At 36.6% G+C, this 12,956-nt stretch carries 10 protein-coding genes and 1 pseudogene; 6 read left to right on the forward strand and 5 right to left on the reverse strand.

Annotated features, from left to right (window positions below; translation table 11 throughout):
- Positions 1–36 precede the first annotated feature (36 nt).
- Complete coding sequence (locus KTH84_RS02990; protein ID WP_262471904.1) at positions 37–996, forward strand: GlxA family transcriptional regulator; 960 nt, start codon at positions 37–39, stop codon at positions 994–996.
- 103 nt (positions 997–1,099) lie between these two features.
- On the opposite strand, the gene KTH84_RS02995 is transcribed toward KTH84_RS02990, so the two are convergent.
- On the reverse strand, positions 1,100–1,393 hold the full coding sequence (locus tag KTH84_RS02995; protein ID WP_133973597.1) for a hypothetical protein: 294 nt from the start codon (positions 1,391–1,393) through the stop codon (positions 1,100–1,102).
- Between the two features lie 144 nt (positions 1,394–1,537).
- Between KTH84_RS02995 and KTH84_RS03000 the strand changes: the two are divergent.
- The 3 genes and pseudogenes from KTH84_RS03000 to KTH84_RS03010 all read left to right on the forward strand — a co-directional run.
- Positions 1,538–1,867, forward strand: a pseudogene (locus KTH84_RS03000) (alpha/beta fold hydrolase); the annotation flags it as partial.
- 155 nt (positions 1,868–2,022) lie between these two features.
- A complete protein-coding gene (locus tag KTH84_RS03005; RefSeq protein WP_133973595.1) occupies positions 2,023–2,475 on the forward strand; it encodes a hypothetical protein in 453 nt (150 codons plus the stop codon).
- An 827-nt stretch (positions 2,476–3,302) separates the two neighbouring features.
- Complete coding sequence (locus KTH84_RS03010) at positions 3,303–3,611, forward strand: hypothetical protein (protein ID WP_133973593.1); 309 nt, start codon at positions 3,303–3,305, stop codon at positions 3,609–3,611.
- A gap of 28 nt (positions 3,612–3,639) precedes the next feature.
- Here the strand turns inward: KTH84_RS03010 and KTH84_RS03015 are convergent, their stop codons facing one another.
- A complete protein-coding gene (locus KTH84_RS03015; RefSeq protein ID WP_262471905.1) occupies positions 3,640–4,797 on the reverse strand; it encodes a catalase family protein in 1,158 nt (385 codons plus the stop codon).
- 182 nt (positions 4,798–4,979) lie between these two features.
- Here KTH84_RS03015 and KTH84_RS03020 point away from each other — a divergent pair, with 182 nt between their 5' ends.
- Both KTH84_RS03020 and KTH84_RS03025 read left to right on the forward strand, forming a co-directional pair.
- Entirely contained in the window at positions 4,980–6,851 is a 1,872-nt protein-coding gene (locus KTH84_RS03020) for a phage capsid protein (RefSeq protein ID WP_262471906.1), read from the forward strand.
- A 228-nt stretch (positions 6,852–7,079) separates the two neighbouring features.
- Positions 7,080–8,189, forward strand: a complete 1,110-nt coding sequence (locus tag KTH84_RS03025; RefSeq protein ID WP_003651772.1) for an S-(hydroxymethyl)glutathione dehydrogenase/class III alcohol dehydrogenase — start codon at positions 7,080–7,082, stop codon at positions 8,187–8,189.
- A gap of 56 nt (positions 8,190–8,245) precedes the next feature.
- Here KTH84_RS03025 and KTH84_RS03030 read toward each other — a convergent pair whose 3' ends face one another.
- From KTH84_RS03030 to KTH84_RS03040, 3 genes are all read right to left on the reverse strand, one after another.
- A complete protein-coding gene (locus tag KTH84_RS03030; RefSeq protein WP_262471907.1) occupies positions 8,246–9,166 on the reverse strand; it encodes a DUF4882 domain-containing protein in 921 nt (306 codons plus the stop codon).
- A gap of 163 nt (positions 9,167–9,329) precedes the next feature.
- Positions 9,330–10,361: a fimbrial protein gene (locus KTH84_RS03035; RefSeq protein ID WP_262471908.1), complete on the reverse strand. Its 1,032-nt coding sequence runs from the start codon at positions 10,359–10,361 to the stop codon at positions 9,330–9,332.
- The gene (locus KTH84_RS03040; RefSeq protein WP_262471909.1) at positions 10,358–12,919 is read right to left on the reverse strand and encodes a fimbria/pilus outer membrane usher protein; all 2,562 of its coding nucleotides are present in this window, start codon (positions 12,917–12,919) and stop codon (positions 10,358–10,360) included. The genes KTH84_RS03035 and KTH84_RS03040 overlap by 4 nt, the downstream gene beginning before the upstream one ends.
- Between the last annotated feature and the right edge of the window lie 37 nt (positions 12,920–12,956).

Genomic DNA, 12,956 nt, shown 5'->3' on the forward strand with positions numbered 1-12,956 from the left:
TGCTATATTTATACTTTTCACAGCTAAAGAATTTGTATGGAAATACCAGTCATTGGGTTATTTGTTTATCCCAATATAAATCCATTTCATTTTTCTATTCCTCATATCATTTTCAATATAAAAATTGAGGATAAGAGCTTATTTAAGCTAAAAATATTTTCGATGGATGGACAACCTGTAAAAACAGAACAGTCAATGGTCATTATTCCTGATGGCGGAATAGAGCTAATTCCAGAATGTGATCTTATCGTTATCCCTGGTTGGGATGATTTTAACCATAAGCCAGAACCTTCTCTTATTGAAAGCCTTCAACAAGCGTATCAAAAAGGGAATAAACTTGTTGGTCTATGCTATGGCACTTATGCACTAGCGTATGCTGGTTTGTTAAGCAATAAAAAAGCCACTACGCACTGGTTGGCCGAACAAGATTTTAACGAAAGATTTCCTGATATTAGACTCGACTCAGATGCTCTTTATATAGAAGACCAGAGAATTATTACATCTGCTGGTACAGGAGCAGCTCTTGACTGTTGTTTATACTTAGTTCGTGAAATATATAACGCACAAATTGCGAATAAAGTATCTAGAGTTATGGTCATTCCCCCACATCGAGAAGGAGGACAGGCCCAATTCATTGAACAACCTGTGGCGAATTCAAGTCAAGATGCGCAAATTAATGTCCTGCTCGATTTTTTAAGAAAAAACTTAGCTCAGCAGCATAGTATTGAAATCTTAGCTGAAAAAGCACATATGACGCGTAGGACATTTACACGGCATTTTAAAAAAGCGACTGGAATGACTTTGGTAGAGTGGATCAACGCAGAAAGAATTAGGTACAGCTGTGAATTATTGGAGACAACTAAACTGTCTATTGAACAAATAACCGAGCTCTCTGGTTTCAACAATACGGTTATGTTTAGAAAAACGTTTCGTGAAAAATATGGCACAAGTCCTCATGCTTGGAGAAAAGCTTTTGGCAGTATTGAGGAAAAATAATTAATCTCTCAATAATGATGTGAGTATGTAGATTTATATAAAAGCCCTCGGACGAGGGCTACTTTAGTCAGTAATCTGACTGAATATTAGGTATAAACATACATTAGAGCAAATCTTCTATGTATTCCCAACCATGAGACTTCATATCTTCAAACTTTCTTTTTAATTCTTCTTTTTCATATTCACGTGTATCGCGCCCTAAAAGAACATGATACGAATTGCTCTCAGGCTCTATAGTCACCTCAGTAATTTCTACAGGTTGAATTACTCCACCTTCAGTTAAACCCATATCTGTAAAACACATACCTTTTACAGGAATAACAGTACAGTTATATTCTTTTGAAATAAAATAGATATTTGAAGCAGCAGAATATGTACGTGAGGCTCTAATTTTCATTTATATCTCCTTGAAGGATAGAGAAGATCATTTATAGTCTGGTGTTCTTCTAGAGTTAATACTGTTTAATTTATATAGTGATTTTATTTCAGTTAAGATTAGTGTAAATACTTATAAAGGATCCCTATTAAAGTGTTAAAAAGTATGAATAAAGAGACTCTTTCGGTTGTTTTAATTCCCGGTTATATGCTTGATGAGTCTCTCTGGGATGAAGCCGTAAATGAGATGCCTAAAGAGTGGGAAATATTTCGGGCTACTTTAAAAGAAGGGCGGACCATAAAAGAAATTGCCCAAAATATCGCTGAAAATGCACCAAAAAACTTTATTCTGATTGGATTCTCACTTGGAGGCTATATTGCTAGATCTATAGCGGAACAATTTCCTGAAAAGGTTAACGCATTAATCTTAATAGCTTCTTCATTATGCTCTGATAGTGAAGAGCAGAAAAATCAAAAGTTAACTGCTATTAGGCTTAAACTTTAATTTTTTCGGATGGTTATGCTTTTAAGTTTCACAAAAACACGTTAATTACAAATAGCAATACAACAATTACATTATAAAACATAATATCTATCATACTTCCTTAAAAAGCTGAATGAGTAGCTGGACAATAAAAGGGAGAAAAGGAGATGCCACAATATTTAATCATTGCTGAGAATGTGTACAAAAAGATTGAGGACAAAAATTTATTTTCAGAAAACTCAGCAGAGAACTTAAATCAGTTGGTTGGTGTAATTCGTAAGGAAATTAAAGGAACTAAGTTTAAACTTAAATATAATTTTATCGATTTTGAGGAGTGCTTAACCAAGCCGTTAGAAGAGTGCGCGATTAAGTTGGATATGAGTCTCATGCCCAACCATAAAAATAAAGATGAATATATACTTTGGCTCGCCGGCTTTATTGAAAGAATTACCACAGGAGGAGAGGCTAAGCTTCCTCCGATCTCAAAATTTATTCCTCCAGACTTTAAGTTTAACTATGAAGAGCCTCCTAAAGTGTCATCGAAAGGTGATGATGGAGAGATGATTATTAATTATTTCAAATCAGATGCCTTCACTAAAATTATAAAAGAAGAAAAATAAGTTTAAAAAATATAGAAGTGATCGTCCACTACACTTCTATATGTCGCTGTAAATTCAGCAACCGCCTTCTGGGGCGGTTTTTTAATTTAACTCGCCTTATTCTTATAAAATATATTGTTATAACTTTTCACAAAAGTTTGCATAATGCACAGAATCAGATTCATTAGACTAAAAACAGATACAACCTTCAATGTTAGTTTTAAATTTACTTAACTACCTTTTGGAGATATATATGTTCAAAGCTATGTTTTTCTTTAGTGCGGGTGCTGTTTTCGGTTACTGCTGTAGACACAAGGAAGAAAAGGCTAAAGAGGAAAATTCCTCTAAATAAGCTAAGTATATTCATAGAGAACTTACTGCTGAGTTGGTTCTTTATAAGGAGGTGTCTATGCTCCACAATCTTAGACAGGTTTTCTGTATTCACATCTGGGAATATGATTTTGATATTGCTCATGACGAAATTAAAGAATGCAGAAAATGTGGAAAAATTCACAAAGTGAAGAGTTCCCAAAAATTCACTTAATATCTAGGTTAGTACTTTTAGACATAAGTGAAGATTAAAAATTAAATAGGCTTAATATTTTAAATATTGAGCCTATTTAATATAGAACTTGAATCGATGGCTTTTAGATGAAATTAAAATACTAATCAATTTAATCAGAATATAATTCAAACCCCATCACACTTCAAAAAAATAACTAGTTGCATTATACACAACCTATCAATTAAAATTAAAAAACAGCAACAATTTAATAAAAATTATAAACTTATTTTTATAACTGAAATCTTATACTTATATCTTTTAAACAACGAATAAGGAGATAAATATGCCAAAATACTTATTATTAGCAGAAAAAATTAATAAAAATATTAAAAGTAAGTCTTCAAACAATCACTTTAAAAACTTAAATAATCTCATTATAGAAATTAAAAAAGCCATTACTGGTACAGAATTAAAATTTTTATATAACTTTGTGAACTTCGAAGGTACGGTTGTGAGTGTAAAAAATGAGTTACCCATTAAATTAGATATGAGTTTGATTCCAAAACATAAAAATGAAGATGACTTTATTTTATGGCTAGCAGATTTTATTGATCGAATCACCGTAGATACCAGCAAAACAGCCATCAAATGAGAAAGATCCTAGTAAGACAAGATCACTTTCAAGGTTCTTGTTTAGGCGCTGAATTCATATCGTGTCGAACTCTACTTATATTTTCATAAATGATTTTACGCATTCTGTTTACTGCACCCAATGGCTTATGTTCGGGCAAGGCATGCCACGGCGTAAAAGATAGATTTTCACAGAACTTATTTTGCTCAGGTGTGTCAAAGTCCTGCTTTGGAATATGAATAGTCGCTACTTGATAAAAAGGGGCCGCTTTCTCATCCCATTCTGTCATCGAGTCTTCGACTAGCATTTTATTTGAGGTCCGCGGCTGAATAAGGAACTCCATACATGCATCAGTATTTTGCAAAGTATTCTTTAAAGCTTCTCTTAAAAAATCATGACTCGGATTTTTAGGTAGATTGTTTGCTGTCACTGAGCAAGCACGTACTGAATATTTAACTGCTTGTCGATCATTACCAACCCCTAACTGATAGGGAACCATAGACCAGTAACGCGCATGGAGTGGATTTGCAATTTGTGAGTTGCGTGCTCCCAGTGCATTCATTGTTCCTTTAAAGCCTAAGGCAAATGGAATATGAAGTTTTCTAATCATATTATGGCTATTCACATCATTCATAAAAGAAAGGTATCGTTTAGCATCATTCGCAAAAAAGACTGGGTGATTAATCATAATAAAATCTTGGGTGGTTGCTTGCTTTTCATTTTCTAAAATTTTCTCTCCAGATACACCTAAAAGTTTTATCGCTATACCACGTGCGTCTTTGTCAATGTCAGCACTAGTGGCATCATTTGAAGCATTGGAAAAACGAATCCATGCTTGATAACTTTGGTCGGGGATAAACACCCCTTTAGCAAACTGAGTCGGTATATTTTTTGAGACATGAAATTTAGCTCGAACACAACCATGCGCTTTAGGGTGGGCATCACGTAAAGCATTTCCCGCCGTATATTGTTCACGAATTGACTTTTCAATGACTTGAGCTATGTTCTGGGCTAACACTTCCTCATTAGGCTGTAACTTTTCCCCTAAAGCTGTATCAACTTCTGGATAAGCGATACTTTCTGAAGACATCTTTATTGGTATAGTTCTTTGGGTATGTAAAACTTCACTACAACCTGTTAGTGCAAACACAAGAGGAGTAAATACAAACAATGCCTTAAAATTTATAGGCTGTATAAAATTTGACATTTATTATCTCCTCAGTGCAAAAAATATTTTAGGATAATATTAAGTTTATTGTTTAACTTTATTTTGAGCTTTATAAAAATATTAACTGTAAATAATCTAAACCTCATTGTTACTTATCTGAACAATAAAATAAGAATTATTATTTAATATAAAACCTCTTAATACATTAAGAGAATGACGACATGATAACTAATCTACAAAATATGCAAAATAATTCTAATTCATCACTACACCCAATCACTCAAAATACACTTATTGATCGGTTTAGTCCTATCTATTGGAGAATAGATGGTCCACAAACGATGTCTTTTGCTATTACTAATTATGGAAATGGTTTTGAAGCATCTTTTAGAGCGCGGATGGCAAATGATTTGGTAGGAATTACGTGGGATTCTTATGACATTAAAGACCATAAATTTTTAGCTTATCAAACCAAATATAGCTATGCAGGGGTGGTCTGGGACTTCGATATTGAGTTATCTGCCACGATGCCAGTGCTGAACAATCCAAGTTTAACGCCAACTTTAACGGTGTACTATAATGAAAATGGCGTAGATAAAGTTGCCTATGTTGTCTTATTTAGATATGCAAATAATCCTTCATCTCGTACAGCACATATTCACATTAACTGGGATACAGTAAAAGCTGGCTTTTCTGCTACAGATAGCTTCCCAGTAACTAACATTCAGCGGATCTCATTTTCCGGTTTCACTAGCCATTATAATAGCCAATCAGCCACACCTTTAAGCCAGCCTGAAGATGGCTACATTCGCCTAACCAACTCGGTTGTTACCGGAACAAATGCAAAGTTAAATCTGAGTCGTGTTGTTGTGCCTCAGCATAGCTATGGCATCTGTACCAGCTATGACGACCATTACGATTTAAACCCGCAGCGCTTAGTCAACAATATGGCTGCTTTGGGATATCAAGGTTTGGTTAATCATTATTGTGGCATGTCGCATTACCCTGAAATGAAATGGAAAAGTGATATTAATAAATGGCAAATACCAGATACATTGGTGACGGGTGAGGCTGTTGTTAACTCATGTACTCGTAAATGGCATGAGAAATATGCTCAGGCTTTACATAACGCCAGTATGCAACCCATCTTTGGGGTAAGTTTTGAAATGTATTCTTTGGGCGCCAACGAATTTTGGGCACAGCGTGACTGGAATAGTAATTTGGGTAAAACAGGCTACCAACCACCGAGCTATTTTTTTAGTTTAAGTGACCAAAATGCTTTGGCCTATCTACATAAAGTCTTTATTGAGTTTGCAGATGCAATGGTTGTCGGGGGATGTGATGTAAACATGCAGATTGGTGAACCTTGGTGGTGGTATAACACTGGCACAAATTTACCTTGTGTGTATGACTATCCAACAAAACTGGCCTTTAATGCAGACACAGGTTTATATGCGCCAGATTTAGGCACAATTTATGAGGCAATGAATAAAACAGGAACGCCGTATGATGAGTTTAAAACATGGCTTAGAAATAAATTAGGACAAACCTGTCAAAACATTCGCACCGTTATCAAAGCCAAATACTCCAGTGCAAAAGTTAGCCCACTCATTTTCTTTCCTTCTATTCAATCTCCAATTCAGACACTAGCAACTTATATTAACTATCCAAGCACGCACTATTCATATCCTAATTTTGATTACATGATGACGGAAGCCTATGACTGGCTATTAGAAGCTCGCTTAGACTTAGCACATCAGGCAGTTTCCCAAATACCTATACAAGGTTTGGGCTATCCTGCAAATAAAGTCGTTTATTTATCCGGATTCGTTCCTGATGCATCTATTGCCTATATTTATGGATTTGATAAAACAAAACCTTATCGAACACCCATCTGGCAACGAATTTTTGGTGACATGAAAAATAATGTTTCTTTGGGTTTAATGAAGCAATTTATCTGGGCATACCCTCAAGTCATGTTTGATTCAATTACCATCGATACTACTCAAGCCCCAAATGGCTTTTTTGTAGAAAATACGCTTTATTCTCCAATTAGTGATAACACACCATATCCACCAGATATTTACCTATAAGTAAATATAAGCCGTTTATAAGATAAGTGATTTGATAAGAAACCTCTTCAAGCAAGAGGTTTCCTTCTTTTTGAAACATGGGCTTGCTTAGACGTATCCGACTGGCTATGCTGTGATAGCTTGTCATAAAAGCCAATTTTAATTTAAGCAAATTAAGCTCTTGTATTACTGTTACATAATCTATTTTGCTCGACTATAAATACCGAATGATTTAAAGGAAACCCAAAGATGAAATCTCGTGCAGCTGTCGCCTTTGCCCCAGGAAAACCTTTAGAAATTGTTGAAGTTGATGTTGCGCCACCTCAAGCGGGTGAAGTTTTAATAAAAATTACCCATACAGGGGTATGTCATACCGATGCTTTTACATTATCTGGTGATGATCCAGAAGGTGTTTTCCCGGCAATTTTAGGTCATGAAGGTGCAGGTGTTGTGGTTGAAGTCGGTGAGGGCGTAACAAGCGTTCAACCAGGTGATCACGTTATTCCACTTTATACAGCTGAATGTAAAGAATGCTTATTCTGTAAATCCGGAAAAACTAACTTGTGTGTTGCAGTACGTGCAACTCAAGGTAAAGGTGTAATGCCGGATGGCACCACGCGCTTTTCTTACAATGGCGAACCGATTTACCACTACATGGGTTGTTCAACCTTTAGTGAATATACGGTAGTTGCGGAAGTATCTTTAGCTAAGATCAATCCTGAAGCGAATCACGAGCAAGTTTGTTTACTTGGATGTGGTGTGACTACGGGTATTGGCGCCGTGCATAACACAGCAAAAGTACAAGAGGGTGACTCTGTTGCTGTATTTGGTTTGGGTGGTATTGGTTTAGCTGTTGTACAAGGCGCACGTCAAGCGAAAGCTGGGCAAATTATTGTGGTAGACACAAACCCAGATAAATTTGAACTTGCTAAGCAGTTTGGTGCTACAGATTTCTTAAACCCTAAAGATTACGATAAACCTATTCAGCAAGTGATTGTAGAAATGACAGGCTGGGGCGTAGATCATTCATTTGAATGTATTGGTAACGTCAATGTTATGCGTTCGGCTCTAGAGTGTGCACATCGTGGTTGGGGACAATCGGTCATTATTGGTGTTGCTGGTGCAGGCCAAGAAATTTCGACTCGTCCATTCCAGTTGGTTACAGGTCGTAAATGGTTAGGCACTGCTTTTGGTGGGGTAAAAGGCCGTTCACAACTTCCAAAAATGGTTGAAGATGCGATGAAAGGTGAGATTCAACTTGAACCTTTTGTCACTCACACCATGCCTCTACAAGACATTAATACAGCTTTTGATTTAATGCATGAAGGTAAATCAATTCGTACTGTCATTCATTTCTAAATGAAATAAAAAAAGGGCTGTGATTCAGCCCTTTTTTACACTTCATAGTTTATATCTTAAATTGCATTACCACACATGTCAGTTGTGCCCTGAGGGTAGTTAAACTGTAGCGAATTACGGTCAGTAATCAGTTCGTTCGACAACTCTTGTCCAAATAATTGTTCAGCATCTATTGATATAGCACTTGAGACAGAAAAGCTTATATTCTCAAGTGGAGCGGGTAAAGTAGATTTATATCCCTCATCAACACCATTTACAATAAAGCCAACCTGCTTAGTGTTCTGATTAATATATATGCCTAATCTCTGGTATCCATTTGAACTATTTGTCATGTTTTGACCCTTATAATATGGATTGTCAGGCCCGCTATTATCACTAAGTCGATAAGCTACAGAATAGTATAATCTAGCAGGATTCTCACCAAAATCTGGATCATAAGTGCCCATATCAAACCAATAGTTGGATCTAACTGTATAACCATTATTTGTTACACCACTAAATCCAATGCCAGAGGAGTAATAAGTAGAGTTTCCAAGTGATGAGCTCCCAAGAGCTGATGTTGGAATCTTAAGCTCTATTTCAAATGCAACAATACCTGTGTGAGGTATTGTTAAATCTCCAATGTCATTAGACGAATTAAGACTAGCTTTACTTCTAGCTACATACTCTACAATACCATACTCATTTTCTGGTATAGGCTCTACTTTAAGACTAAATTTTTGGTCAGTTATCAATGGGAATATTGTCATAGACCAATAGTCAGTGTCTTCATTATTCCAAAGATCATAATCTTCTTGAGTCGCATCAAAACTGTATCGGCAAACTTGGGCAGAATTAAGGGAATTCGTTTGCGCCAAGGGCATTTGAGGCGCTAATTTTTCATTCTTTGCAGTTGATGAAATCGTTTTAGATGCTACTTTTTGGCTAGATTCGCTATGCGTTACTGTATTGGTATTATCAGGGTATGCCTCATACATAGCCCAACATAATGTCACTGCACTAACAGCAACTATGCCTATTTTTTTATAAAATATTCCTATCGAGTTAAGTATTAAATTTTTAGAAAGTAGTGATAAAGTAAAATTTATTATTAATATTTATGTACTTGAAATTATTTGGTTTAAAAACTATTGAATATGATTAATCATATTCAATAGTTACAGTAGCCATTGCACGTACTTTACCAGCAGTCACATTTGTTGCTGTTTGATAGTAGCGGGCAGTCATCGGTACGTTATATTGAATTGTCTGGTTAGAAGACAATGTACCTAGGGCTAATTTGTCACCTTTTTTGATAACCTGATTTTTATTTTGATAGTTCCAGAGTAACTGCACACCTACGCCGTTTGCTTTTTCAGATGCAGCAGCCGTATTTGCCAGTACCTGATTATTTGTTCCGTCTTGGGTAAAGTCGTAAGTTAAACTAATCAGGTTTTTCTCTTCGTAACCCGTAGGGTTGATACCACCATTACATAAGATATTCATATCAAAAGTTTGTTCACCTTGAGTGGAACCAATGCCTTTGAAACCTGCTTTTGTTACTGTTGGAAGCTGTACAACCTTATTGATATTACCTTGAATTTCACACGAAGATGATGCAATAGTAATTGCATTACCATAAACTGTACTGGTTAAAAAAGGTCGGTTCGTATAACCGCTTACATAGTATCGACTATATAAACCAGGCACTAATGTACCCGAACCAGTCTGTGGAGCAGTTTTCACAATTTCGACAACAAAATATCCTACTGCAAGATTATAATATGTTCCTGGTGTTAAACTACGGGTATACGGATAATACCCTGAAAAATTAGTTGCATTTTCCGCTTCGCGGTATAAACGAATACCAATCCCAGGAATATTCGTCGAATAGATATTATTCCCTAGTGGGCTTAATGCATAACCTTGGGTAAGTGCGGCAGTAATAGTATCACTATATGAAGTACAACGAGCTCTTGAACCATTTTCGTTAATTGGAAAAGTTGCTTTTCTTAAAATCGTTCCAACAGGGTCACTAGGTCGGACCACAACACGACCTACAGCCATGGGAATGTCAACCGTACTAAATGAGGCTCCATAATTCTTATTGTCTAATGTACAGTAAGCGTTAGCTTCACCATACACGCCAAAGCCAGCCGTAAATAAAAAACCTGTTAATAATATTCTTTTCATTTGCAGACAGCCTCAGTCATTACCATGCTTTGTTGCTTATTTTGCAACTGATTACTGATGTTGTACTCAACCGAACAACGCTCATTGCTTTCATCGCCCCATTTCACATAGAGACGATCTTGAGCAAGTGGAGTACGTAAGTAAATCATACTACCTTGCGCAACAATACCGACAGCTTCATCTTTCTGATTAAAGACTTGCGCTGCAAACGGTAAACTGTTGCCTTCAGCAGTTTTACTAGTAATGTAAACCGCATAACCAGTTTTAGTTGCAAAATCTACTTTAGCAATTGCGCCAGCAAAAGGTGCAATACGTTGACTTGTTTCTTCAAGTTCTACTTCGCTCGACATCTCTTGTGGGTCAAGAGTAATGTCATTAAGACGGTAAGGCGTTACATAAGGAATAACCGCATAACCAGCCTTATTCACACTTAAACCAACGGTATTATTAACTTTTGCTCCAGCTGCATCAGGTGCATGCACAAGCACCATTGTTTGGCCTTGCTCAGGTCCAAATAAAATACCATCTGAATGCGCAACTACACTACCACTTAAGCTAACCATTGCTTGCTGGTAAGAATCAGCCACACTATAAGAACCACCAACAGTTGCATAGTTAGTACGATAACGACCATTTACGTTAAATGATGGATTTGCGTAGTCCTGATGAGACATTGAAGCACCGTAACTAAAGCGATCTCCAACCATCCCACTTGCCCCAATAGTACGGCTATCTTCAGAAGCAGTGGCATTGATGTTGACTGAATTCTTCTTGAAGTTAATCGGGAATGAAAGCGTCATTAAATATTCAGTATCATGCGATGCATCATTTGAACCATACTCAACCTTACGGTTAATTGCAGATAAACCATAAGTTAAACCATGGTAGTTATTGCTATAACCAATTTGGTACTGTTTAGTACTTTCGCTACGGTTCCAATAGTCAACCCATGAGCCAACCACATAGAAATTACCCCAACCTTCAGGAAGACCTTGGTTTAAAGTAATTTGGAATTCACTGCGCTGATGACCCGCAGCAGCATAGGTATTGACACCTTTTTCTTCTAAATCGCGAATAAGTAGAGCATCTCGTAATTTATAGAAGTTTTCTGTCGAGTAACGATAAGCTGCCAGTGTTAAGTTTGTGTTGGTTGGAGTAATTAACTTACTATAACTTAAACGGAAACTTTGCCCAGATTGTGATGACTGCTTTTCAAAGTCAGCCTCAGAGTGGGTAATATCTAACGCAACCGCACCGATTGGTGTAGCAAAAGCAGCACCTAATAACACAGCGGCATAGTTTTCCGTTGCTTGTAGGCCTGTATAACCCGTTAGGTAGTTGTTAATCCCTTGCTGATATTTACCTTGAACAACCCAAGGATTAATATCAATGTCTTGATCGCGGAACTGACCCACAGTTAAAGAGTAACGGTTTACACCTGGACGCAACATTTGTACTACTGAAGCATAGGGAACCGAGAACTTTTGTATTTGGCCATTTGCTTCAATAATAGAAACTTCAATTTCACCACCAAAACCAGTCGGGTAAAGGTCATTAATTTCAAAGTTACCTGGCGCAACAGTTGTTTGATAGATAAGTTGGCCTTGTTGGCGAACTTCAACTTTTGCATTGGTTTTTGCATTACCACGAATACGAGGGGCATAGCCCAACATACTATTTGGTAACATTCGATCATCGCTTGAGAAATCAATACCACGATAACCAATAGAGTCAAATACTTCACCGTTTGTGAAACTATCACCTAGCGTTAAAACACCGCGGTATTTAGGAAAGGCTCTTTGTAAATATGTACTTGTTTCTTGATAATCAGATTTAGATTGATTTTCAGCAGGGGTATCTTGCCATTGCCATTGGCCATTATGACGTAATTGCCAACCCGATATATTTAATCCAGCAGTCACGCCCATAAATGCGTTTGTTGTTTCGCTTTGGTCACCAGACTGACTAAATGTTTTATAGGCACTACCACTATAAGATAGAAAACCAGCATTAATGCCTCGATCCCATATACTTGGGTCGACATAGCCTTGCGCATTTTTTTGTAAAGCAACTTGCGGAATCGAAATATCTACACGTAAACGAGATGTGTCAAACTCATAAAATGCATTTTCAACCCACTCTTCAATTTTATAACAACTACTATTTTCTTTTTGAAGAGGAGCGTGTTGCGCTAAAATCTCTTGTTTAACACCATATTCAGCAAGAGTATTTCCCGTAAAGCAGGTTACAGCATTTTTATTTGATTCTAATGCTTTAAAAAACATACGACGTTTGCCAAACCATTGGCCATTTACATATAGGTCAACATTATATTCACCTGGTAGAACAGGATTGCCGTATTTAAAACGAGAAATATCGACTTTTTGTGCATCCCCAATTAAAAAAGCAGAATCGAATTCAGCCTCTACGGGAGCACTCGTAGCTGTTTCTTCAGCATGCACGAATACAGGCATTGTCATTGTGACAACACCAGAAGCCAAGTAGTAACAAATATGGCGTTTTAATAATTTATAAGATTCTTGCCTTTTTTTTGGCATAGCTAAGTCCGCCTACACATATAGGTGCTTAAATTTA

Origin of the sequence: Acinetobacter sp. WU_MDCI_Abxb74 (genome assembly GCF_025513915.1) — a bacterium.
Lineage (GTDB): Bacteria > Pseudomonadota > Gammaproteobacteria > Pseudomonadales > Moraxellaceae > Acinetobacter > Acinetobacter calcoaceticus_C.

Excerpts from the sequence above, each read along its gene's own strand:
- KTH84_RS02990 (WP_262471904.1), top strand. The coding sequence starts at position 37 with ATGGAAATACCAGTCATTGGGTTATTTGTTTATCCCAATATAAATCCA.
- KTH84_RS02995 (WP_133973597.1), bottom strand. The coding sequence starts at position 1,393 with ATGAAAATTAGAGCCTCACGTACATATTCTGCTGCTTCAAATATCTAT.
- KTH84_RS03005 (WP_133973595.1), top strand. The coding sequence starts at position 2,023 with ATGCCACAATATTTAATCATTGCTGAGAATGTGTACAAAAAGATTGAG.
- KTH84_RS03010 (WP_133973593.1), top strand. The coding sequence starts at position 3,303 with ATGCCAAAATACTTATTATTAGCAGAAAAAATTAATAAAAATATTAAA.
- KTH84_RS03015 (WP_262471905.1), bottom strand. The coding sequence starts at position 4,797 with ATGTCAAATTTTATACAGCCTATAAATTTTAAGGCATTGTTTGTATTT.
- KTH84_RS03020 (WP_262471906.1), top strand. The coding sequence starts at position 4,980 with ATGATAACTAATCTACAAAATATGCAAAATAATTCTAATTCATCACTA.
- KTH84_RS03025 (WP_003651772.1), top strand. The coding sequence starts at position 7,080 with ATGAAATCTCGTGCAGCTGTCGCCTTTGCCCCAGGAAAACCTTTAGAA.
- KTH84_RS03030 (WP_262471907.1), bottom strand. The coding sequence starts at position 9,166 with ATGTATGAGGCATACCCTGATAATACCAATACAGTAACGCATAGCGAA.
- KTH84_RS03035 (WP_262471908.1), bottom strand. The coding sequence starts at position 10,361 with ATGAAAAGAATATTATTAACAGGTTTTTTATTTACGGCTGGCTTTGGC.
- KTH84_RS03040 (WP_262471909.1), bottom strand. The coding sequence starts at position 12,919 with ATGCCAAAAAAAAGGCAAGAATCTTATAAATTATTAAAACGCCATATT.